The following is a 23,099-nucleotide window of genomic DNA, read 5'->3' as shown; positions in this document are numbered from 1 at the left end:
AAGCCACCTGGCGACCGATCATGCGAGGTGACCTCAACGCACGCGACCTCCCCGCGACGCTCGACCAACCCCCGCTGGTTGAGCCGGCCCCGAGCGAAGCGAGGCGCCGAGTCGAAGCCACCTGGCGACCGATAATGCGAAGGGACCTCAACGCACGCGGCGTCCGCGCCGCGCCCGGTCGACGCTGCTCGGCCAGCGGCGGCCAACCCCCGCTGGTTGAGCCGGCACCGAGCGAAGCGAGGCGCCGAGTCGAAGCCACTTGGCGACCGATCTGCGAAACCTGCCAACGACCCTGAGGACAGACTCGCCACGATCCGCTGGCTGTGGAGACCACGACCGATTCGTCGCAGCAATCCTCGACAGTCACACCATGAGTGGCTTCCTCTACATCCTCGAATGTTCCGACGGCACGCTGTACGTCGGGAGTACTCGGAACGTCGAGCATCGAGTCGACCAGCACCAGACCGGAAACGGCTCGCGCTACACACGTCCTCGTCGGCCCGTCCGGCTCGTATTCCAGCAGGAGTTCCCCAACATCGGCGAGGCTTACGCGGCCGAGCGCCGTGTCCACGGCTGGTCTCGCGCGAAACGGTCCGCCCTCGTCGCAGGACGGTTCGACCTGCTTCCGGAACTGTCGCGCACGAATCCTAGGTAAAGCACTCGAACACACGTGCGATCTGGGTGTAGCCTGAAGTCATGTCTCTCGGCACCCAGGGCTCGTTGTTCTCTGAGCAGTCAGCGCAGCCGACGCTCGGCGACCTATCGACATCGATCTCGCGTCGCACACTGACCGAGGGGGCGTGGGTCGACCTGTGTCCCGGTTGGATCAGTGGAGCCGACGACCTCTTCGACCGCCTCCGCGAGTGCGTCCCCTGGCGGGCCGAGCGTCGTCGTATGTACGAGCGGGTGGTCGAGGTTCCGCGGCTCGTCTCGATCTACCAGGCCGATGACCGATTCCCCGACCCGATCATCACCGGCGCACGCGCCGCACTGACCGAGCACTACCGCGACGAACTGCCGGAGGGATTCGCGACTGCCGGGATCAGCCTCTATCGCGACGGCAATGACTCGGTTGCGTGGCACGGCGATCGCATCGGCCGGGCATCCACACACGACACGATGGTCGCCATCATCTCGCTCGGTTCACCTCGGCCACTGATGCTCAGACCCCGCGGTGGCGGGCGGTCACTGAAATTCACGCTGTCGTCGGGCGACCTACTCGTCATGGGCGGCAGTTGTCAGCGCACCTGGGAGCACGCGGTTCCCAAGGTGCGCGGCGTCGGCGCCCGTATCAGCATTCAACTGCGGCCGCCCGGGGTGTGGTGACCTGGGCCGCCCTCCGCTGGCCGAGCAGCGTCGACCGAGCGCAGCGAGAACGCCGCGCCCGTCGAGGTCACCAGGTGGCTTCGACTCGGCGCCTCGCTTCGCTCGGTCCCGGCTCAAACAGCGGGGGCAGTTGTCTACGCACACGCCGATCCTCATGCTTTAATCATTTCGTTATAAACCGCGAGGACCGAGAGAAGTCGATGAAGCGCACCCGTATCGCCGCCGCCCTGCTCGCCACCGCCGCACTGGCACTGCCCGTCGCACCGGCGACCGCCAACCCGCTCGACACACTCTTCGGAAGCGCGAGCGGCAGCCTCGACTCCGGCAGCTCCGCGCTCGGCTCGTCCGGCGGCGACAAGGTCACGCACTACGGCAAGCTCGGCCGCCCCGGCGCACCGAACGGCATCAAGTCGATCAACGTCTGGGTGTACACACCGAACAACACCGCGGCCGTCGTGCCCAACACCTATCCGAAGAACTCGCGTCTGGGCGTGCGCTGGAACTCGATCATCGACGCCGGGCCGATCGTCGACGGCAACGAGTGCCGCATGGAGGTCCGCCTGTCCGGACCGAAGGTCCCCAAGCAGGCCTCGCTGTTCAAGACCCAGGACTGCACCGCGGTGAAGTCCTACTTCTTCAAGGGCGCAGGCGATTTCACGATCCGCGTCACCGACACCATCTCGGGCGCGTCGAACAGCATCGCGTTCAGCGTCCAGTAGTCGGGCCTTTTTCAACCGGTTCAGCGCACCCCGACGAAGACCTGGATGGGGAGAATGCACTCCCCCGCTCTCGTCGGCGCTCCGGTGGTCACGACCGACAGTTGCCCCGGGCTTCTCCAGGGCCCATACGCTTCGAAGGTCGTGGCGTAGAGCGCCGGAACGATGCAGCCCGCCTCCACCCGGTGCTCACCGGTGCCACCACTGCAGTACGACGCCGAGACGACGATCGCCGACCCCGCCACGCAACCGGTGGGTTCGGCCGATGCCGAGGACGCGGACACCGCCGACAGCGCAGCACTGCCGACGCACAGGGCGCCGAGAACCAGGGTGCGCGCCAGGATCACCGCACGCCGGTGATCGCGATGACCGGGAGTATGCACTTCCCGACGTACGTCTGAGCGCCGATGGTCACGACCGACAGCTGCCCCGGTGCGCGCCAGGGGCCGTTTGCGTTGGTGAGTGTCGCGACCATGGTCGAGTCCAGACATGCTGCCTGCACCCGGTGCTCCCCCGTACCGCCACTGCAGTACGACGCGGCGACGACGACGGCCGCCCCGGCGACGCAACCGGTGGGTTCGGCCGATGCCGACGGGGCCGCGACGGTGGAGAAAGTCGCGCCGGCGACGCATGCCGCTCCGGCCAGCATGATGCGCAAGGAACGTTTCGAGAGGGTCATGCCGCGAATCTAAGCCATGCAGCGTCCGAAGTTCTCTACCTCAAACATGATTCGTCCGTTCGTGGGATCGGAGCCATTCGACGCTACGCTCAGCCGACGGCCCCGACGTCGAACTTCTCCCCCGTGAGCCGCTCCGATTCCTCCCAGAGCGCGGTCCGGAACTCGACGTCGTCGGCAGCTTTCTTGTAATCGCTGCGTCCGGGGGCGCCGCGCATCCCGAAGAACTGCGTCGGCCCGTAGAACGTCCCGGATCTCGCATCCGGCAGGGTCGCCGCGTACAGCTGGGGCAGCGCCCCGTCGGCCGCCGGCTGGGCGATCGGCAGCTTGTTGCCCAGCTTCGCGAAGAAGTCGGAGAAGTTCTCGCTTCTGCCCTGCAATTCCGTTGAGGCGTAACCCGGATGGGCGATCAACGACTTCTTCGACGACCCGGCCGCCGCCAGCCGTGCGGCGAGCTCCTTGCCGAACATCAGGTTGGCCATCTTGGAGTCGCCGTAGGCCCGCCAGCGCCGGTAGCGGCGCTGTTCCCAGTTCAGGTCGTCGAGTTGGATGTCGCCGATCTGGTGCATCGTCGACGACACGGTGACCACCCGTTCGGTGATCTTCGGCAGCAGCAGCGCCGTGAGGGCGAAATGCCCGAGATGATTGGTGCCGATCTGCATCTCGAAACCGTCGGTGGTGCGTCGGAACGGGACCGCCATCAGTCCCGCGTTGTTGATCAGCACGTCGGCGCCGGTCACCCCGGCGGCGAAGGCGCGCACGGATTCGAGGTCGGCGAGGTCCAGTTTGGCGACGGTCGCCTTCGGCCCCAGCTCCGACGCCACGGCATCGGCCTTGGCGGTGTTCCGGCACGCCAGCACCACTTCTGCACCGGCGCGGACGAGCACCTTCGCGGTCTGATACCCGAGACCGCTCTTGGCACCGGTCACCACGAACGTCCGGCCCGTCTGGTCCGTCACGTCCGCTGTCGTCCAACCACTCATCGCGACCCCCTGAGATGCGTCGTCATGCCCGGCAACATAGCCGGGACCGTGCGGCCCACGCTATTGACGCATAGGGACGGCGTCAACGATTCATCTCTTCCGCCGCGCGCAGCGAGGGCTTCACCCGCCGAAGAATGTGGTCAGCCGCAACGGGTTGGCGCCGACGATGCGACGTGCGGGCCGTAGCAATTCCGCGATGAGGTTGGTCGACGTCCCCAGCCGCTCGACGAGTTCGATCGGTGCATGAAAGGCGGTGGGCTCGGAACGGCCGCGCATGATCCGTGTGCCGAGCAGCTTCCATTCCTGCGCTTCCTCGCCGGCGGCCTCGACGGCCGCGCCGCTGGCCAGAGCCGGGATGCGTCCGGTCTTGGCCATGTCGGACAGCCGTGCGCACTCGTTGACCGGGTCGCCGATGACGGTGTACTCATAGCGTCGTTCGGCGCCGATGTTGCCGGCGAACGCCTCGCCGTAGGAAACCCCGATCCCCCAACGGATGTCGAGGCTGCTGGCGAGACGGTCGGCGAGGTCGCGGGCGGCGCCGAGTGCGGCGCCGGCCGGGTCGTCGATCTCGACGGGCGCACCGAAGACGGCGAGCGCGGCGTCGCCCTCGAATTTGTTGACGAACCCGGAATGTTGATCGACGACGTCGGCGACGATGCTGAAGAAGGCATTGAGCAGGGCGGCGGTGTCGTCGGGACTACGCTGCTGCGCCAGCCCGGTCGAGCCGACGATGTCGACGAAGAGGACACCGACGCGAGTGTTGGTGCCGTGCATGCCGACACCGTCGGAGATAGCGAGCTCGGCCACGGTGTCGCCGACGTGTCGCGCGAATATCTCACGCATGCGGTCCCGTTCGGCGAGACCCTCGACCATCCTGTTGAAACCGTGTTGCAGCACACCGAGTTCCGAGGAGTCGTAGACGGGCACGCGAGCCTTGTAGTCGCCGTGGTCCACGCGGTGCACCGCCCGGCGCATCTCCGTCAGCGGATCAGTGATCGCCTGTCCCACAAGCGCGATCACACGGGCTCCGGATGCGAGGCCCACCAGGCAGAGGATCACGGTCGTCCAGTCGACCGCGCCGTAGACGTCGGGCAGCAGACCGGTCCAGCGCCCCGCGTTGACCGTCAGCAGACCGACCATCGGCACCGCCGAGCTCACCGCCCACACGGCCAGCATTCGCACGCGCACACCGTTCATGACGTGGTTCGTGGGGAAGTCCTCGAGGACGACGACGGCCAGGGGGCGGGCCGCGCGTTCGGCGAACAGATAGGTGAGACAGGCACTCGACATACCGGCCAGCGCGAAGGCGACCGCGACGCCGGCGACGGTCGCGGTCGTGAGTTCTTCGGCGATGAACACGTAGAACAGGGCCGCCGCGCTCCAGGAGACGACCGTGACTCCGAGCTGCACGATCGGTATCCGCTGTACGGCGCGTCGACGGGCATGGTCGGCGGGTTGACAGCTGATGAACCAGCGCAGCTGGGGCCGGACCGCGAGCATCCCCAGCAAGAGGTTCGTGAGAATGCCGACGATGATCGCACCCACGACCACCGGGAAGTTCGGCGCGCCGAGCGTCTCGTCGAAGGTGAGTTGTCCGCCGTTGAAGGCGAGTTGGACGAGCAAGAAGGTCTCGACGCCGATCACCGCATTGCTGGCGATCACGGCCGTCATCGCGGTGACGGTGGCGTGGAGGGCGATCTTGCTGCGCATGGGCGGACCGATACGGGCCCATCCCCGGGGGCTCGGGACCGTGGAGGTACCCCACAAGAAACCCGCGGTGCGTCGGCGCAGACGTGTCCACGGCACACCACGACGGGTCCGGCGTGGTCGTCCCATCGGCTTCTCCTGCCTGACGGCGTTCCCCGAAGCCTACCCAAGGGAGAGCCGACCATCCCGCTGGTTGAGCCGCCACGCGGACGCGAAGCGGCCACGCGGCCATCCCCCGCTGGTTGAGCCGCCACGCGGACGCGAAGCGGCCACGCGGCGTGTCGAAACCACAAATGGACCGGCACCTCACGGTGCCGGTCCATCGGGGATCGTGCGGATCAGGCCTGCAGGGCCTCGATCTCGAGCGTGATGGTGATCTTGTCACCGACGACGACGCCACCGCCCTCGAGCGGCATCTCGATGTCGATGCCGAACTCCTTGCGGCTGAGCACGATCTTCGCCTCGAAGCCGGCGACGGTGCCCTGGCCCATACCGGGGTTGGTACCCAGGTACTCGAGTTCGAGGGTCACGGGCTTGGTGACGCCCTTCAGGGTGAAATCGCCGTCGAGGAGGTAGTCGTCGCCATTCTGGCGCACGCCGGTGGACACGAAGGTGGCCGTCGGGAACTTCTCGGCGTCGAAGAAGTCAGCGGACTTGATGTGGCCGTCGCGCTGCTCGTTGCGGGTGTTGATCGAGGTGACGTCGATCTCGGCCTGGACGGCGGGGGTGCCGTCCTCGTCGACGGTGATGGTGCCGGAGAAGGTGTCGAAGCTGCCGCGGACCTTGCTGACCATGAGGTGCTTCACGGAGAAGTTCACCGCGGAGTGCACGGAGTCGATGGTCCAGGTGCCGGCGGGGATGGGTGCCTTGACGGTGGTGGCGGAGGTCATGTCGTGGTCCTTCCAAAAATTTTCGGTTCGGGTCTCGATCGATGGCTGGTGGGCCTTCGCGACCCGTCACCAGACACTAACCGGACCGCGGTCCGATTTCATCCCCACCGGCGTTGTGATCTACATCACCGGCGAACCATCAGTGCTCCGATCGCGGCGATGGCGATTCCACGCGGCGCCTCGTAGATGAATCCCGAGATTCCGGCGACTGCGGGAATCGGCAGCATGAAACCGACCATGCCGACGACGGTGAGGATGCCGATCCAGAGCGGGACAGCCCGGTTGCGGATGAGGCTGGCGCCGAACATCCCCATACCGACCAGCATCACGAGCCCGCCGACCGTGTTGAGCAGCTCGAACGCGGTGGTGCCCAGCATCGAGTCGTCGGCGGCGATGAGCGCGGCCTTGTCCGGGTCATGCGCGAACGGGTACGCGACGAACAGCTCGACGATGAGGTGCCCGGTCGCGGTGACGAGATTGCCGACCGCGTAGGCGACGAGGCCGATCAGCCCGGCGATCCCGATCCGGGGTGCCAGCCACGCGTACATCCCGGGCAGGCCGAGCAGCAGCAGCGTCGTGCCGACGGCGAGCAGGATCTGCGCCCACGGTGAGCCCACCGCTTGAAGCGCCTCCACGGAGTGGGCCTCGCCGTCGACGATGGGATGCAACGTCCCGCCGGCGATGCAGGCGACTCCGCCGAGGGTCAGGGCGCCGCCGCTGAGACGGCGTAGGACCGGCCAGCTCGGGCTGCGAAACGGGCCGGGTGTGTCGCCATCCAACGCGTCGTGGTTCTGGTTCTGGGTGTGTGCAGTGGTTGTCATGACGCCAACGCTGACAACCCGCGCTGGTGTTAGCCTTGTGCGCGACTGGTGCGGCCCGACGAACGGCGCGTGAGTTGGCTTCTGAACCACATCTGGCGATCCGGGTCCTGGGTCCACTGTCGGTCACGGCTGCCGACGGGTCGCCGATCCCGATGACAGCCCGCAAGCACGCCGAGTTGCTTGCCATCCTCGCCGCGGAACGGACCGCGTGCTCGCCTGAGCGGGTGACCGAGCTCCTGTGGCGTGGTCGTCCACCGGCGTCGGCGGCGAGCACACTGCACGGATACGTGTCCCGGCTTCGACGCTCGCTCGCCCCGACCGGCGTCGTCCGCATCGACACCGTCCCCGCGGGATACCTACTGCACTGCGACGGCGCAGTCACCGACCTCGATCTGCTGGACCAGTTCGGCCAGGAGGGATTGCAGCTCGTCCGGTCCGACCCCCGGGCCGGCGCAGAGGTGTTGTGCCGAGCGCTCGAACTATGGCGGGGCGAACCGCTTCCGGAGATCGCCGACATCGCCGACATCGCACCCGAACTCGTCCGGCTCGCGGAGATACGTGCCGAGTTCACCGAGACCGCAGCCGACGCGCTGCGCACGGTCGGCGAGTACCGTCGCTCGGTCGCGTTGCTGACGCCGCTGTGTCAACGGGACCCCTACCGCGAGGGCGCCGCGCGGACCCTCGCTCGTGCGCTGCACGACGACGGACGCACGGTCGACGCCCTCGGCGTACTGCGCCGACTCCGGCAGGCCCTCCGTGACGACCTGGGTCTCGATCCGCATCCCGACACGGTCGCGCTGGAAGACGACCTGCTCGACCCGTCTCCCGCGGTCTCGCCGCTCTCCGCCACCTCCGCCACGCCGCAGCCGGTACGCGAACTCATCGGCCGAGTCGCCGAACACGCAGTGCTCGAACAGGTCTGGCAAACCGGCGCGGACCGTCCCGCGGGTGTGGTCCTCATCGGCCCGTCGGGCATCGGGAAGACCGCGCTGGTCGAGCACCTCATCGCACGGCACAGTGCCGCGGCCCGCCGTTTCATCGGCCGACCCGGCCCGCCCGGACCGACGTTCGGCGGCCTCGAGGAACTCTTCGGCGAGTCCCCGGTCTCCGTACCGACGACGCGAATCGTCGCCGACCTCACCGCCCGCATCTGGTCCGACGTCGCCGAGCACGGGCGATCGGTGTTACTTGTCGACGACGCCCAGTGGCTCGACGCCGACTCGGCTCTTGTGCTGGGACGCGTGCTTGCAGGTATCGGACAGGCACCGATGACGGTCCTGGTCACCTGCCGCGACCCCGACGCCGAGCCCGTCGAGATCCTCCGGTCGACACTGAACCGGCACGGGCCGGTCGCCGAGGTGCGTCTGACCGAACTCGGCTCCGACGACGTGCGCGCGTTGATCGTTCGGCGTCTCGAGCAGCTCGGTGACACGGGCCGGGTCGACGCTGACGCGCTGGTCGCGCAGTCATTCGGCAATCCTGCTGTGGTGCAACAACTGTGCGCCATCGCCTGGACCGGGGCGCCGCCGGACCGGGACCATCCCGCCCGATCGATGTACTCGACGCGGTTCGACGATCTCTCCCCTGCCGCTCGTGCGCTCGTCACGGCCGTGACGATCGCAGGCGGCGATCTCCCCGACGATGTGTTCACCGAGGTGGCCCGCACCCTCGGTGAGGGCGTGGCCGACGAGGCAGTCCGCAGCGGGCTCGTCAGCCCCCTGAGGAGCGAGCTTGCGAGCATCACCACCAGCCCCCTGAGGAGCGAGCTTGCGAGCGTCACGAAGGGTCTCGCCGACCACCTCTCGCGCGAGCAACGGATCGAGGCGCACGCGCGGCTCGCCGCTGCGTTCGAAGCGGTGCGTCCCGACGATCTCGAGTCACTGGCCGTGCACCGCGTCGAGTGCGCCGTCGACGAGGACTCGACCGCCGTCGCCGCTCGCACATGCATCGGGACGGCTCACCGCGCACTCTCGGCAACGGCCGATCATCGTGCGCTCGACCTGGCACGACGTGGGCTCGGTCTGCCCGGACTCGACCCCGACTCGACCGTCGAATTGCGCCGGATCGCCGGCACCGCCGCGCTGCGCATCGGGGAGTTCGATTCGGCTGCGGACTCTTTCGAATCGGCGGCGACGGTGAGTCGGCTGACGCGGGATTGGCCCGCGCTCGCCGAGACCGCACTGCTGTCGGCACCGAACGGGGTCGCGGGCTACTGGTCCGGTTACGGCGTCGTCCAGACCGACCATGCCGCTCTCGCCCGCGAGGCACTGACGCACGGCGAGGCCTTGGACCCCGAAGTGGTTGCGCGCCTTCATGCGTCGGAGGCAGCCCGGTTGACCGTCCTCGGCTTGCCGGGCGCCGACGACCATCTCGGTGCCGCACGTGTCGTCCACGACAGCGGTGCCGTGGATTTCGAGATCGACCTCGCCGAGTTCCTCGTCCGGTGGGTTCCCGACCGTCTGGCGGATCGACGCAAGATCGCGCGGGAGCTGTATGAACTGTCGGCCGGCGACCTCCACAGACGCGCCACCGCTCTGCATCTGCAACGTGTCTGCGCGTTGGAGGCGGCTGATCTGCGTCTGGCGCGACGCCTGTCCACCGAGTTCACCCGGCTCGCCGGACGTATCGGCGGTACCGATGTGGAGACGATGCAGTTGTGGTGGCAGGTGATGATCGCGCTGTTACGTGGCGACTACGACACCAGCACGGCACTGACCGAGAGGTTCGCTGCGACGGTCGGCGGGCTGTCCGACCGTGCACGACTTCTCGCCGAGTCGTCGATGGCGACCAGCGCGTCGATCGCCGCGTGGCACCGCGGCGAGCTCGCCTCGGCGTTGCCGCCGTTCGATGCGCTCGCGGAAGAGGTGGACGAGGATTTCACCCTGGTGATCGCACTGGGCGCCGCCGAGAGCGGCGACCTCGACCGTGCCCTCGAACTCGCGACGGAGCTGACCGCGGACGCCGACCAGTGGGCCGGTTCGCGCGTGGTGGCGCGCGTTCCACTGCTCATCGAGACGCTCTACGCGGTGTCTCGCGATTCCCGTCACCGCGACGCCGCTGGTGAGATCTGCCGCCGCATCGAGCCGTTCACCGCCGACTGGTCGTCGGGCCTGGTGGTGCAATGGCCCGGACTCGTGTGTCTGGGACCCGCGACGCTGTATCGCGGAACCGCGCGCGAGGTCGTCGGGCTGGATGGAACCGCCGACCTGCAGGATGCCGTCCGGGTGGCCCGCGACACGGGAGCCCGGCCCTACGTGCGTCGGGCCGAGCAGCGACTCGTCGCCGGCTGAGCGGCTATTTCCAGGCAAAGACCGGCTGCTCGAAGCCGTCGACCCGTGTCTGCCGGTTCCGCAGGACCACCTCGGCGAACTGGTAGATCACCGCGGCGGTCGGCGCGTGGACGAGGGACCCGACGATGGGCAGCTGGATGACCGGGAGATCGGACTGCGGGATCGTGAGGAACCGCGGTTCGACGAGCAGTTCGGAGAAGGTGACGAAGAACAGCAGCGCCACCTCGTCGGGATTGGGCGTCGGCTCCTGGTATTCCTCGGCCCAGCAGACGATCGGGGTGATCACGAAACCCGAGCGCGTCGGATAGTCGTCGAGCGCCCCGAGCACCGAGCTCGGCGGCAGCTGGATGCCGAGTTCTTCGTCGAGTTCGCGCAGGCCGGCCGTGACGTGGTCCTCGCCGGGGTCGAGCCGGCCACCGGGAAGTGCGAATTGGGCGGCGTGGCGTCGCATCGTCGTGGGACGCTTGCACAGCCAGATCCCCTGACGGCCGTCCTTCTCCGCTACCGCGAGGACGACCGAGGCGGCCCGTGCGCCGGGGACGTCCGCGGTCCGCCGGTCGAAGCCCTCGACACGCGCGGCAGCCACAGTCCGATCGAGATGAGTCACACCCTCAGTTGATCACGACTGCCGTCCGACGCGACGGACGCCTGCGCGAGGTGGAAACTCACGATGCTGAGGGCGAACAAGCCCAGGGCGAGGTTGAACAGGGCACCGAAGCCCTCGAGCGCGAAGTCGACGAGAGCGTTCGACAGCATGAACACCAGGGCGGCGATACGCAGCCCTCGTAGCGGCCCGGCCGGCTCCACACCGCGCCGGCGCGCGACCATCGCCGGAAGCGCCAGGGCGAGTGTCGCGATCCCGCTGATCAACAGAATCCAGGTGGCGGGCGTGCTGCCGGTGAGTTCGATGTAGATGTCGAGTTCTTCGCTGCGGTCTCCGGGGAAGTAGAAGCTCAGCACGCCGACGATGACGGTGAGTGCGGCCGCGATGACCAACCCCCAACCGACGACCGGAATCCATCGGGGACTGCGGAAGAAGTCCGGGATCAGGGCGACCGCCCGGTCGCGGAGTCGCATCAACCGGTCCGGCGTACCCTCGCTGGATTCGAGGAGCGCTCGGATGTGACCGATCGTCTCGGCGTCGAGCCCCTTGCCCTCGGCCACCACGAGGAACTCTTCGGCCTGGCGTCGACGTCGTTCCGGAAGCCCGTGCGCGACACCGTCGGCCGCGATGACCGCCGCATTGGCGAGCGCCTCGGCGCCGGTGGGCCGCTTGACATCCCGGACGACGCGGCTGATCAACAGGATCATCACGACGAGCACGTACATGATCTCCGCCGACGGCCCGTAGAAGTAGTCGTTGGAGCGGGTGACGAACTTGCCGACCTCGTCGAGAAACAACCCGAAACCTATACCGCCCAGCACGATCGCGATGATCCGCGCCGTCGCCCCGAGGAACAGCCATCCGGTGATGAGCGCCAGCATCATCAGCGCGCCACCCCACAGCGCGTGCGCGATGTGCAGTGTTCCGCTTCCGACCTGCGGATACCCGGTGAGGTGCAGATACAGGCGCGTGACGATGATCGTCGCGATCGCGAGGATCAAGAACCACTCGACGGCGGCGGTACCGTACACGCTGCGGACGACCACCCTGGTCGTGCGAGTTCTCATCGAATGAGTATGGCCGGTCCGACGAACGGAAGCGGCACGATTGCGCCGTTGCCGCTGGTCGAGCTGGCACCCTCCGCTGGTTGAGCCTGCTCCCCCTCCGCTGGCTGAGCCGGCGCCCCACTCCGCTGGTTGAGCCGGCAACGAGCCGCTAGGCGAGTCGCCCACCCCCGCTGGTTGAGCCGGCAACGAGCCGCTAGGCGAGTCGCCGTGTCGAAACCACCTGGCGACCACCCCTTCCCTCCGCTCGTTGAGCCGATACCCCCTCCGCTCGTTGAACCGCCCACTCCGCTGGTTGAGCCGGCAACGAGCCGCTAGGCGAGTCGCCGTGTCGAAACCACCTGGCGACCACCCCTTCCCCCGCTGGTTGAGCCGGCAACGAGCCGCTAGGCGAGTCGCCCACCCCCGCTGGTTGAGCCGGCAACGAGCCGCTAGGCGAGTCGCCCACCCCCGCTGGTTGAGCCGGCAACGAGCCGCTAGGCGAGTCGCCGTGTCGAAACCACCTGGCGACCCGACGATCTCAACCGGCGCCAACCCGGACGGCACCACACCGCAACGCCCAGAGACCATTTCGTCGACAACGATGTCACTCCTGTGGAGACTCATCCGGAATTGTCGGTGGTCGGGTTTACATTGTTTTTCAACGGATCACCTGGTCGCAGCGGGTGAGTGGACAGGCGTCGGGGGGCGTAGTGAAGGCGTGGACCGATCTACCGAGCGAGTACACCGCCGGGGTCGATCCTGCCCACGCCGCCGAGACCGACATGGTCATGTTGATGGCCGGCCTCGACGCCACACGACGCGGCGAGTCCTACCTCGCCTGGCACCGCTATCAGACGATCGCGGCGATGACCGACCGCCTGATCACCACCAGCGCGTCCGGGTTCGTGATGGACGGCCACGCCGACTGCGCCGCCCGCATCGCCCGCCAAGCCGGGGTGTCCCGCCGGCACGCCGAAACCCTCATCGACGAGGCCATCGCACTGCGCGATCGGCTACCCGAGGTAGCGGACACGCTGCGTGACGGGGTCCTGTCGCAGTGGCAGATCCGGTTGGTCATCTCCCGCACCGAACTGATCCCCACCGATGACCCCATCACCCCCGCGTTGGATGCCGAGATCGCCGACACCGTGCGCCGCCGCAAAGGTGTGTGGGACCGGGCGCGCCTGCGGGACATGGTCGACCGCCTCGTGTTCCGCCACGACCCCGACGCGGTACGCCAACGCCGCAAAGACGCGATGGATCAACGTGGGGTGTGGACCCACGAACTGCCCGACGGCACCGCCGAACTCACCGCCGTGATGTCGGCGGAAAACGTGCGGATCTCGGCCAAAGCCGTCGCCATCCTCGCCGACACGGTCTGTCAGCGGGATGGCCGCACCCAGGGGATACGACGATCCGATGCGATGTTCGCGCTGTTGACCCGCACCAGCTTCGACTGCCAGTGCGACGATGAACAGCCGTGCACCGCCGACATCCCGGACCCGCAGAGCGTCCTCGACGCGGTCCGCGCCGAGGTCGTGATCCATGTGGTCACCGATGCCGCGACCTTGGCCGGGGCACCCGGGGTCGGGTTCCTCGACGAACACGGCATCATCAGCGACGAGCATGTCCGTGACCTCGCCGCCCGCCCCGACGCCACGCTGTCCCCGGTCACCCCCGCCCGCACCCAACCCACCTACGTCGCCCCCAGCAACAACGACGCCGACCAGCGGCGGACCGCCCAGCGCCCGGCACCAGCCGAGGACACCCGAGCAGACGCCGCCACGACCGGCACCCGCGGCGGAAATAAAACGGACGCAGCCGAACCCGATCGACCCGTCGAGACCACCGCGAGTGTCGCGGTGGTGTATCCGGCTACGCACCCCGGCAACGGGTATCGGCCCACCGCGTCGTGTGCTGATTTCGTGCGGGTGCGGGACGGATATTGCACCGAACCCGGCTGCACCCGTTCAGCGTTCGCGTGCGATCTCGATCACGTCACCGAGTACGACCACACCGACCCCGCCCGGGGTGGGGCAACGTCGAGTGAGAACCTCAACGCCAAATGCCGCCCCGGTCACCTGTTCAAAACCCACGGGGACTGGGTCGATGTGCAATACCGCGACGACGACGGTCGCCTGGTCACCGAATACGAAACCCCCGAAGGGGTCACCCTGCCCGGCGACGCCGAAACCCTCGAAGACACCTTCGGCGAACCTTCGGCGGATCCGGTTCGAACAAGCCGCCCAAGCCCCACCCACCCCACGGGTGATCACCACCGACAACCCAGAGCGCACACACAGCCGACTGGACGCCAAACTGGCCCGCCGGCGACAAGAACGCGCCCGCAACAAGCGAGCCCGCGAAGAACTCGACCGGTTGGACCCACCCCCGTTCTGACAAACACGAGCGTTCCCCTGATCGGGTGAAAACTAGCCGGTAACTTGTCCTTCTTCCTTGCGGCTGCGAACATTTGACGTGGTTTCACGATCGTGGAGACCGAATCAAACATGCCAATGGCCGGTGATCAGGTCGGCGGCGGGGGCAAGGGCGGGAAGACATGAACGGATTTCGACGGACGCTGCGCGCGTCCACGGTGGGTTGCGCGCTGTGCCTCGGCATGGTCGTACCGACTGCACTGCCCACAACCGCGTCGGCCGCGCCGGTGATTTCGGCCGAGACCCTGGCCACCATCGAGGGACTGAACGACGACGGCGTGTTCCGACCCGCGGAACCCGACGACGGGCTCGGTCCGGACTGGCTGTCGACGACGTTCCCTCATGTCAACGGGGACACAATCGTGGTAGTGACCCCCGGAACCGACGACGGCACCCTGTTCCCGCGCATCAGGGGACTCCGTGCCGGTCGTCAGGTCTTGGTCATCGAGTACCCCGAAGCACTAGGCCCCATTGTCTCGGGCCGGTCCGGCGCAGTTCTGCCGCTCTTCGCCCCGAGTTACGACGCCTCTCGGGATGTCGCCGTCGACAACAACCTCAAAGTCATGCGGGCGTTCGCACAGCAGACCGAGGGGCAGCCGTACGTCGTCTACACCGGCTACTCGCAAGGCGCCGAAGCCCTGGGCAATGCTGCGGAGATCGCGGTCGGTCAGCCGAACGGGATCGACGTCGACAACTCGACGATCCTGCTCATCTCCGATCCGCGGAGCCCGTGGGGCCTGAAGGCGTGGGCCGACAACAACGTCGTCGGTTCAGTGTTCGAACTGTTCGGCGCCGAGAGCAACGGAGCCCGCGATCCCGGCGCCACCGGCGACGATCTCCCCGTGGTTTCCGTCATCGTGGTCGGCGATCCGGTTGCCAACTTCCAGTGGCGAACGCTCAGGCCGGTGAGTTCCCTGCTCGTCAACGCGGCCGGCTTCATCGCGATCCATTCGGGCCTGGGCGAAGAGAACTACGGCAATCTCATCGACTACACCACAGCGCCGACGACGATGAAAAGCCGCGACGGCAATACGACGTACGTCGTCTATCAGCCGAAACACCACCCGCTCACGTTGGTCGCGATGATCCTCAACGACGCGGTGGGCATCGAACCGAGCGCTGCCGATCTCGAGCGGTGGGACGCGGTCAACAACGCTTTCTACCCGCTGGTGACGCCGACCGAGTCGAACGCCGCGGTGCCGGTGGAGTCTTCGTCGACCGACGACGAGGACGCGGTCACCGCGCGTCTCGCGGAACCGGCGGACCTGGGCGAACCGCTGACCGAGTCGCCCGCGCCAGCCGAGATCGAGAGCTCTGACGCCCCCGCCGAGGTGACCCCGTCCGGAGGACGCCATCGCGCACCCGAGAACGAGAACGCAGACTCGGACACAACTCCGGAATCGACCCCGTCTGAGGGCGGGCGGCACCGCCTCACCGGCAGCGGACGGCACTCCGCAGAGCCCGAGTCGGAGGACTCGGAGCCGTCTGACACAAGCTCCGATGCCGACACATCGACTCCGGCCGAGTACACCTCAGACGTGTCAGACACCGATAGTGACACCTCGTCTGATTCGAGCGACGCCGAGTCCGGTGCGGCAGCCTGACAGCTGAAAGCCGACCGACGAAAACGTATCCAACGTCCCTACCGAGCCACTTGGCGGTCGCGCCGGCTCCTCGCCTCTCGGCGGAGCCGCCGACAAGTCCAGCGCGGGGCCGAGCAATCACCCCCTCGACCCCGCGCTGGTCGAACTAGCAGCCGGCCGCTGGTTGAACCGGCAACGAGCCGCCACCCCAGCTGGTTGAGCCGGCAACGAGCCGCTGGGCGAGCCGCCCACTCCCAGCTGGTTGAGCCGGCAACGAGCCGCCCACCCCCGCTGGTTGAGCCGGCACCGAGCCGCTGGGCGAGCCGCCCACCCCCCCGCTGGTTGAGCCGGCACCGAGCCGCTGGGCGAGCCGCCCACCCCCCCGCTGGTTGAGCCGGCACCGAGCCGCTGGGCGAGCCGCCCACCCCCCCCCCGCTGGTTGAGCCGGCACCGAGCGGAGCGAGGCGCCGAGTCGAAACCACCTGGCGACCTACATCGAGAACCTCACCCTTGCCCGATGAGGAACGCCGCCACCGCAAAGGCGATGAGCACCAACGAGATCGCGCACCCGAGCACCACTTGTTTGGCGGTCGACATGGGTGCGTACGGGTCTTTGTACTCGTACCGGTAGGTCGGTGGGCTGGAACTCTCGGCGTCGGCAGTATGCCGCGCCGAGCCGTGGCTGGGTTGTTCCGGGAATTGGGCATGTGAGGGTAGACGCGGCGTACCCCCCGGTATCGCGTTCACCGGACCATCATGCCCGCGTCACGGAGATTTCGCACCTCGCGTGCGTCGTACGATCGGGTGAATCCGTTGTGGCCGTTGCGATTCGGACCACAATCACGGCTCGAACCTTCGCGTCTCACACGTCCAGCGTTCGCTCGAACAAAGAATCCCCAGCAGTCTCAGACTGCTGGGGATCGTTGTGGTGGCCAGAGTCGGGATCGAACCGACGACCTTCCGCTTTTCAGGCGGACGCTCGTACCAACTGAGCTACCTGGCCGGAAGGTACCGGTTGACGATGAACCGAAACCTTTGGCGACCCTGACGGGACTCGAACCCGCGACCTCCGCCGTGACAGGGCGGCGCGCTAACCAACTGCGCCACAGGGCCTTGTTAAATTATCTGCGCGGTCCTCGTTGCCGAGTGCCGCGCAGGCGTACCCCCTACGGGATTCGAACCCGCGCTACCGCCTTGAAAGGGCGGCGTCCTAGGCCGCTAGACGAAGGGGGCCGGTCGTGTTCTCCGTTGGGAGCTCGCATAGCTTATGACAGGTCTCGCGCAAACCACAAATCGACTGGTCAGCCCCATAAACGAAGCATCGCGACCAGCTCGACGACACGCACACCGAGGGTCACGTTCGCACCGTTTGCACACGTTGTAAACTCATCGACGCCCCGGCTCGCCGGGGCCCTGCCCCTATAGCTCAGTTGGTAGAGCTACGGACTTTTAATCCGCAGGTCCCAGGTTCGAGCCCTGGTGGGGGCACCATCATGACGATCCGAAGAGGTCCAGTGCCGAGTTAAGCCAGGCACCGCCTCGCGGTTCCATCAAAGTGCCTATCGGCGTGCCAGACGAGCTCCCCAAGACGGACAGGTTCTGCTTGCTTGCTCATCTGAAACGCGCCGCAGTTCAGATAGACCGAATACCGACCCGATGACAGACCAGTAGTTCTGCCCGCGCGGCCGTTCTGAACCGGAGGCACGACCGCCTGCCTTCGCGCCCGAGTCGGCGCGGATTCAGTCTGGCCCTTCGCCGGGAAATGTCCGAACTCGCCTGAAGCACAGCGAGACTCGGTGTCACCTGATCGGACGAACTCTGTCTTCACGGGGCTCGTGGGACGACGGTGCCTGACTACGATTCTCAGGTGACGCTATCCGCCCGGTTGGGCTCTCTGGCCATCCTCTGTCTCCTTGTGGCCGCATGTAGCACGTCGGGCGACGGCAGCCCGAGCTCCCCGTCGGAGAGCACGACCGCGTCCGCCGACACCTCCCCTGTCGTGGTCGTGCTCGACGGATCAGAGTCGATGCTGACTGCCGACGCTCCCGGCCCCCGCATCGACGCTGCACGCGCCGCCGTGACGGATTTTGCGACGGGCCTCCCCGACGGCACACCGTTCGGACTCGTCGCCTACGGGAACACGCTCAGCGCGAAAACGACGCGCCAGGCGGCCGGCTGCCAGGACGTCACGACGATCATGGATCTGGCACCCATCGACAAGGGGGCAGCAACCGAAGCCATCGCCGGTGTCGAGGCCCAGGGATGGACCCCACTGTCGAAGGCTCTCACCCAAGGTGTCGAGCTGCTGGCGGGCAGCGGAGGGTCCGTCGTTCTGGTCTCCGATGGAGAGGCAAACTGTCCGCCCGATCCATGCGACACGGCCCAGCAGCTACGCGCTCGCCACCCCAACGTCACGATCAGCACCATCGGCTTCCGTTCGACAAACACCCAGCTGGAATGCATCGCCCGCGAGGGCGGCGGTGTGTACATCACGGCAGACAACTCGCAACAGCTCGCCGCACGGATCGCCGCCGCCCGTGACGCCGACTCGGCGTCGACGAAGCTGACCAACACCGGACTGGCCGGGGTGAACCTGGGGTCTCGGGCCGATGAGATCAGAGCCACGACGCCAGGCTTCCCGGAACTGTCCATGGGAACGGTGGACGGCGACCGCGTGGTCGTGCGCTGGCGCGACTGCGAATGGGTATTCGCCGAGGGCGTACTGGTCGAGATCCGCCCGCTCGGATCGGCGGTCACGACAGTCGACGGGGTGACGGTCGGCACTCCGATGAGTCGCGTCGTCGAACTGTTCGGCGAGCCGGTTCGTGACGACAAGGCCATGTCCACTGCATATTTCGCAGCAGATGAACCCCGCGGTATCGCGCTCAAGGTTTCCTACGACGGCGATGTCGCCAGCGGTACCGTCAAGACTCTCACCCTGTGCACGTGCCTGCCGAAACCGGCTTCGAAGGACGAGGCCGACAACTGCGGGCCCACAGCCGATTTCCCGAAGCTTCGGGTCGTCGCCAGGGGTGTTGATTGCCAGAGCGCCCTCCGTCTCGTCGAACGCTACGTCGACGATCCCCGCACCCAACGCGGTGATCGCGGCGCGCAACTCGATTCGTGGGGATGCAACATCCTCGGCGCCGCGGAAACCGAGGCGGGTGAACCTGTCATCCGCTGCAAGCGGCCCGACGGCGCGCAGGTCACGGTCGAGGAACCCAGAAGCGCGTCGGATGTGAACGCCACCCCGACGAAGCAAGAGGTCTGCGACGCATGGCAGAAAGTCTCGGACCTGTACCGAACCAGGACTCTGATCAACTCCCGTGGTCCTGCAGGTGGCCTCGAAGCTGTTGCCGAACTTGGCGACCTCGCCACGAGGTACCCGGACGAAGCCGTTCAGTACGAGGGCACATACCTGGGGGAGCTCGCGGACAACGGATCGGTGAGCATCTCCGCCTTCACCTCGCAGCAGAACCTGAAGGCCTTTTGCCGGGCCTGAGGTACTGCGCCACTCCCATACATCTCACAGAAGAACCGGAATACCAACATGATCGACGGCCACAGCTCCCTGATGTCCCGCGTCCGAGCCGCGACTCTCGCAGCCCTCATCTGTCTGCTCAGCACCGTCCTGGCGGTGCCGGCGACAGCGACCCCGAGTGGCCCCGAATACGTCGCCTTGGGCGACTCGCGCGCTGCCGCGCCAACGAACGGTTCCACCCTGCGCCCAGACGGTTGCGGGCGCACACCCGACGGCTACCCGGTACACGTGGCCGCGCGCCTCGGACTGAGCCTGCGGTCCGTCGCCTGTGTCAATGCCACCACCGCCAATGTCACGACGACGCCCCAACTGACGCTATATGGTCCGCGTCCTGTGCAGACTCGCGTGCTGTCCCGGTCGACGAAGCTGGTCACCCTATCGATCGGCGGCATCGACCTGCAGTGGTGGTCGCTGGTGTCGTCCTGCTTCACAAGGAAGTTCGGCCACGATGCGCGCTGCCGCGACAACGCCTCGGTGACAAGACGAATGGATTCCGGACTCAACAGACTCGCACCCAGGATCGACGCCACACTGACCCAGATCGGCCGACGCGCTCCGAACGCACGCGTCGTACTCGTCGGTCACGGCGGTTACTACGGACCGACCGGCTGCCCCGAGCAAGCCAACATCAGTACCGCGGACGCCGCGTTCGTCCTCCGGTTCTTCGAGCGCTTCAACGCAGTGCTCCGGGACTCCGCGCGAGCGCGGTCGGCCACCTTCGTCGACGTTGCCGGACCTGCCGCCGGACATGACGCATGCGCAGGTGCAGCTCGATGGTTCGAGGGAAACATCTCGCGGTCGGCAACGCAGGTACGCCACCCCACCCCGCTCGGCAGCAAGGCCATCGCGGACCTGGTCGTCGCGGCGCTCTGACCCGACCGGTGGTAGCGCTGGCCCCGACCGGAGTGAGGCGCCGAGTCGAAGCGACCCCATCGCCTGTCGGCCTGCGGCGACGTCGAAACAGGTCGTCCTGTCAGCGGCACTCACTCCGCGCGGGTTTCCCGCGCAGACGATCGTCGAGCCACGTCAACGTGTCGGGCAGGCCGGCGAAGATCCCGGTCATGTGTTCGGCCGGGTACTCGCGGTACGACGCTGATGCCCCAAGCGCGCACTGCTCGGCGAACAGGGCGCGAGCCTGGCTCGCCGGTATCCACCACTCGTAGGTCCCGTGATAGATCCGCAGCGGCATCGTCGCCCGGTGATCTTTCATCGAGGTGATCGCGAAGAGACGCTCGGCGACGGGTGAACTGTAAGGATCGGGGTCGACCGACAGCACCTGGGTGGGTATGTGCGACACACCCAGGGCACCCATCCCACTGGTACACAGGTCCCGCATCGGAGACGTGGCCAACCAGCGTGCCGCGTTGTTCGCCATCGCGAGGACTTCGGGACGTTCCCGTGCGACACCGAGCATGGCGGCGTGGAACACCCCGGAACCGAGGTTGGCGTTCATGGCCCCGGCCAGGGAGCGGTAGTCGGCCGGCACACCCCCGTATGCCGCGCCGACGATCCGCCCGGCCTGCTCCGGGGCGTAGGAATCGGCAAGCTTCGCCGCGGCATTCGTGGCAATCGCGCCACCGGAGTATCCGTGCATGGCGATCGGTCCGGTGGCGAAGTTGTCGGGGTCGAGCCGGCCTGCCGCCCGCAGCGAGTCCATGATCACGTGCGCTGCGACGTACGGTTCGGCGTACGCCATCCGGGGTCCGGTGTGGTCGGGCATGATCACCGCGTAGCCGCGGTCCAAGGCCAACTGAGCGAACGGCGGGATGAGGTCGGTGGTGTTGGTGTCGGCGTGATAGCCGTGAGCAAGCGTGTAACCGGGCGTGCACTTCGTCCCGAGCGCGACGATCGGCGAATTGTGAACCAGCACCGGACGCGACCGCGGTCCCTTCCATGCCTTGGCAGGGACAAGGAGGGTCGCGGTACCGAAGATCGGCTGATCCCCGGCGTCGACGCTCCGGAACTTGATCTGGCGAGCCGACCGCAGCGGAACCGTCATCAGCAACTGCGCCGTGCGCATGACATCGCGAGTGGCGATCACATCTCCGGCAGCACGGCGTGCGAGGTCGGCCGGCCATTGATCGAAGAACCGGTCGCCGCTCGGCGAGGGCATGACCGCCTCGCGAAGTTCCTGCAACTCGTGAGAGGCACCGGGCGTCACCGAGCGGGCAGGTATGCGGTGCAACCTCTTCACCGGCGGTGCCGGCACAGCGGCGTCGATGGCCTCGGGAAGCGCGGAAGGCGCCGGACCGAGATTCGGCGGCTCGGCCAACCCCTCCGCAGTTCCTCCGATCGCACCGATCGTCATCCCCGTCGCAATCACTGCAGAAATCGCTGCGCGCAGCGCCCAGCCCCGCAGGTTCCACCATGCCGGCATCGCCGATACTCCTCGTCACACAAGCGATCCCGGGCCGGAACACCCCGCTGGTCAGCCACTTCTCGCATCGAAATCGAACCCCCGTCATGGTAAAGGGTTGGCGTTAACGGTCGGCAACGGCCCTGTTGACTGTCCGACGCCACTCGGCAGTAGAGCAATCGCAAATTTGATCCTGAACACGCTCAGAGGACCTTCAGATCATCGCGGAGTCGCTTCAGGCAAGGTTCCGACCGTTACTCGGATGTTGTTGCCTGCGTTGCGCTTCAGTTGCCTTGTCAAAAAGCAGTAAGGCTGGCAATCTCTTCGAGGGTGCAGATTCCGTCTTCGATGGCCCTGATGAGCAGGGCGATCTTTGACGGCGCGGGTCGGCCGACGACTCGGTACTTGTCGCGGATCCGGGTGAGGTGAGTATGCACCGTGGATTCACCGACGAAGAGTCGTCGGGCGGCCTGCTGCTTGGAATCACACGCGAGCCACACGGTCAGCACCTCGATCTCGCGCTTGCTGAGGGCAGGCCGCCCTACCGAATCAAGAGCCTGAATCGTCATCGTTGCACTCCCGCTGGTCTGCTGTTGCTGATGGGAGTGACGTTAAGACGGTCGCGGTGTCGGCGACAGACCGATCTTGCGGGGGCACCCGCGATGGTGCCACCGCCCCGGGGGGCATAGATAGTCAAGCGAACGGTCTGCCCGTACGTGGGACGGCCTGGGTTCCGAGACGAGGAAGCTCCTCTACCTCATCGGCGGTGATCTCGGTGCGTCGTGTGCCGGCGGCATCGGTCACGAGTACCGAGGCCACGGTTTCCCGGCCGGATGGCCACATGCGTACGCACACGCGCCCGCCCGCCGCTTCTTGCAAGGCGTGTGCCGCTGCCTCACGCACTGAGGCAATGACAGCGGGGTCCTGTTCTGGCGTACCGGAATCGTCGAGAAAGATGACCTCCACGCCCCGCTGTCGCGCGCTGTACGCGGCTTCGTCGAGTTCGAGCGTGGACAGAATCGGCGCTCTCAGCCGGTCGCGCAGGTGGGCCTCGAGTAGTGCGCACTCTCCTCGCTCAGCTGCGGTGAGGGGTTCGCCTGACGCGATCTTCTCGATCATCGG

The 23,099-nt window shown here is 67.1% G+C and carries 19 protein-coding genes, 4 tRNA genes and 1 pseudogene; 9 read left to right on the top strand and 15 right to left on the bottom strand.

Annotated elements, in window-relative coordinates; genetic code table 11:
* Nucleotides 1-370: 370 nt before the first annotated feature.
* The 3 genes from QAD21_RS05730 (at nt 371) to QAD21_RS05720 (ending at nt 2,045) form a co-directional block, all read left to right on the top strand.
* Complete coding sequence (locus QAD21_RS05730) at nt 371-655, top strand: GIY-YIG nuclease family protein (RefSeq protein WP_205334209.1); 285 nt, start codon at nt 371-373, stop codon at nt 653-655.
* A 41-nt stretch (nt 656-696) separates the two neighbouring features.
* Nucleotides 697-1,326, top strand: coding sequence for an alpha-ketoglutarate-dependent dioxygenase AlkB (locus QAD21_RS05725; RefSeq protein WP_280360747.1), 630 nt, complete (start codon nt 697-699; stop codon nt 1,324-1,326).
* 200 nt (nt 1,327-1,526) lie between these two features.
* Nucleotides 1,527-2,045, top strand: a complete 519-nt coding sequence (locus tag QAD21_RS05720) for a hypothetical protein (protein ID WP_137810545.1) — start codon at nt 1,527-1,529, stop codon at nt 2,043-2,045.
* 20 nt (nt 2,046-2,065) lie between these two features.
* Here the strand turns inward: QAD21_RS05720 and QAD21_RS05715 are convergent, their stop codons facing one another.
* From QAD21_RS05715 to QAD21_RS05690, 6 genes are all read right to left on the bottom strand, one after another.
* A complete protein-coding gene (locus tag QAD21_RS05715) occupies nt 2,066-2,389 on the bottom strand; it encodes a hypothetical protein (RefSeq protein ID WP_280360745.1) in 324 nt (107 codons plus the stop codon).
* Nucleotides 2,386-2,721, bottom strand: a complete 336-nt coding sequence (locus QAD21_RS05710; RefSeq protein WP_280360743.1) for a hypothetical protein — start codon at nt 2,719-2,721, stop codon at nt 2,386-2,388. Before QAD21_RS05710 ends, QAD21_RS05715 begins: the two co-directional genes overlap by 4 nt.
* An 89-nt stretch (nt 2,722-2,810) precedes the next feature.
* Nucleotides 2,811-3,701, bottom strand: coding sequence for an oxidoreductase (locus tag QAD21_RS05705; RefSeq protein WP_280360741.1), 891 nt, complete (start codon nt 3,699-3,701; stop codon nt 2,811-2,813).
* A gap of 120 nt (nt 3,702-3,821) precedes the next feature.
* Nucleotides 3,822-5,537 (bottom strand): adenylate/guanylate cyclase domain-containing protein, encoded by a 1,716-nt coding sequence (locus QAD21_RS05700; protein WP_280360739.1) that lies wholly within the window; start codon nt 5,535-5,537, stop codon nt 3,822-3,824.
* A gap of 209 nt (nt 5,538-5,746) precedes the next feature.
* Nucleotides 5,747-6,298: a YceI family protein gene (locus QAD21_RS05695; protein ID WP_205334214.1), complete on the bottom strand. Its 552-nt coding sequence runs from the start codon at nt 6,296-6,298 to the stop codon at nt 5,747-5,749.
* Nucleotides 6,299-6,423: 125 nt separating this feature from the next.
* Entirely contained in the window at nt 6,424-7,119 is a 696-nt protein-coding gene (locus tag QAD21_RS05690) for a hypothetical protein (protein WP_205334215.1), read from the bottom strand.
* 74 nt (nt 7,120-7,193) lie between these two features.
* On the opposite strand from QAD21_RS05690, the gene QAD21_RS05685 reads away from it, so the two are divergent.
* Nucleotides 7,194-10,409 (top strand): BTAD domain-containing putative transcriptional regulator, encoded by a 3,216-nt coding sequence (locus QAD21_RS05685; RefSeq protein WP_280360737.1) that lies wholly within the window; start codon nt 7,194-7,196, stop codon nt 10,407-10,409.
* Nucleotides 10,410-10,413: 4 nt separating this feature from the next.
* Here the strand turns inward: QAD21_RS05685 and QAD21_RS05680 are convergent, their stop codons facing one another.
* Entirely contained in the window at nt 10,414-11,016 is a 603-nt protein-coding gene (locus QAD21_RS05680; protein ID WP_058253922.1) for a CoA pyrophosphatase, read from the bottom strand.
* A complete protein-coding gene (locus QAD21_RS05675; protein ID WP_280361610.1) occupies nt 11,013-12,059 on the bottom strand; it encodes a hypothetical protein in 1,047 nt (348 codons plus the stop codon). The genes QAD21_RS05680 and QAD21_RS05675 overlap by 4 nt, the downstream gene beginning before the upstream one ends.
* A 710-nt stretch (nt 12,060-12,769) precedes the next feature.
* Here QAD21_RS05675 and QAD21_RS05670 point away from each other — a divergent pair.
* Together QAD21_RS05670 and QAD21_RS05665 are read left to right on the top strand one after the other, a co-directional pair.
* Nucleotides 12,770-14,459 (top strand): annotated as a pseudogene (locus QAD21_RS05670) (DUF222 domain-containing protein).
* A gap of 160 nt (nt 14,460-14,619) precedes the next feature.
* Nucleotides 14,620-16,101 carry a PE-PPE domain-containing protein gene (locus tag QAD21_RS05665; RefSeq protein ID WP_065631732.1) on the top strand — a complete coding sequence of 494 codons (1,482 nt, stop codon included), beginning with the start codon at nt 14,620-14,622 and terminating at the stop codon, nt 16,099-16,101.
* A 483-nt stretch (nt 16,102-16,584) separates the two neighbouring features.
* On the opposite strand, the gene QAD21_RS05660 is transcribed toward QAD21_RS05665, so the two are convergent.
* The 4 genes from QAD21_RS05660 to QAD21_RS05645 all read right to left on the bottom strand — a co-directional run bounded on the left by QAD21_RS05660 (nt 16,585) and on the right by QAD21_RS05645 (nt 17,313).
* Complete coding sequence (locus tag QAD21_RS05660) at nt 16,585-16,827, bottom strand: hypothetical protein (protein WP_065630940.1); 243 nt, start codon at nt 16,825-16,827, stop codon at nt 16,585-16,587.
* Between the two features lie 179 nt (nt 16,828-17,006).
* Nucleotides 17,007-17,083: transfer RNA gene (locus QAD21_RS05655), tRNA-Phe, on the bottom strand.
* Nucleotides 17,084-17,116: 33 nt separating this feature from the next.
* A tRNA-Asp gene (locus QAD21_RS05650) sits at nt 17,117-17,193 on the bottom strand.
* Nucleotides 17,194-17,240: 47 nt separating this feature from the next.
* A tRNA-Glu gene (locus QAD21_RS05645) sits at nt 17,241-17,313 on the bottom strand.
* A gap of 182 nt (nt 17,314-17,495) precedes the next feature.
* On the opposite strand from QAD21_RS05645, the gene QAD21_RS05640 reads away from it, so the two are divergent.
* The 3 genes from QAD21_RS05640 (at nt 17,496) to QAD21_RS05630 (ending at nt 20,494) form a co-directional block, all read left to right on the top strand.
* Nucleotides 17,496-17,571 (top strand) — tRNA-Lys (locus QAD21_RS05640).
* Between the two features lie 376 nt (nt 17,572-17,947).
* Nucleotides 17,948-19,582 carry a VWA domain-containing protein gene (locus tag QAD21_RS05635; RefSeq protein WP_280360733.1) on the top strand — a complete coding sequence of 545 codons (1,635 nt, stop codon included), beginning with the start codon at nt 17,948-17,950 and terminating at the stop codon, nt 19,580-19,582.
* A 48-nt stretch (nt 19,583-19,630) separates the two neighbouring features.
* Nucleotides 19,631-20,494 (top strand): SGNH/GDSL hydrolase family protein, encoded by an 864-nt coding sequence (locus tag QAD21_RS05630; RefSeq protein WP_277242571.1) that lies wholly within the window; start codon nt 19,631-19,633, stop codon nt 20,492-20,494.
* Nucleotides 20,495-20,594: 100 nt separating this feature from the next.
* Here the strand turns inward: QAD21_RS05630 and QAD21_RS05625 are convergent, their stop codons facing one another.
* The 3 genes from QAD21_RS05625 to QAD21_RS05615 all read right to left on the bottom strand — a co-directional run bounded on the left by QAD21_RS05625 (nt 20,595) and on the right by QAD21_RS05615 (nt 23,096).
* Nucleotides 20,595-21,998 carry a lipase family protein gene (locus tag QAD21_RS05625; RefSeq protein WP_277242570.1) on the bottom strand — a complete coding sequence of 468 codons (1,404 nt, stop codon included), beginning with the start codon at nt 21,996-21,998 and terminating at the stop codon, nt 20,595-20,597.
* Between the two features lie 275 nt (nt 21,999-22,273).
* A complete protein-coding gene (locus QAD21_RS05620; protein ID WP_280360730.1) occupies nt 22,274-22,546 on the bottom strand; it encodes a LuxR C-terminal-related transcriptional regulator in 273 nt (90 codons plus the stop codon).
* A 124-nt stretch (nt 22,547-22,670) separates the two neighbouring features.
* Nucleotides 22,671-23,096 (bottom strand): hypothetical protein, encoded by a 426-nt coding sequence (locus QAD21_RS05615; protein WP_280360728.1) that lies wholly within the window; start codon nt 23,094-23,096, stop codon nt 22,671-22,673.
* Between the last annotated feature and the right edge of the window lie 3 nt (nt 23,097-23,099).

Source organism: Gordonia sp. SMJS1, assembly GCF_029866425.1.
Classification (GTDB): domain Bacteria; phylum Actinomycetota; class Actinomycetes; order Mycobacteriales; family Mycobacteriaceae; genus Gordonia; species Gordonia hongkongensis.
Note: the sequence above shows the minus strand (reverse complement) of the source record. Positions and strands in the feature narration are given on the sequence as shown.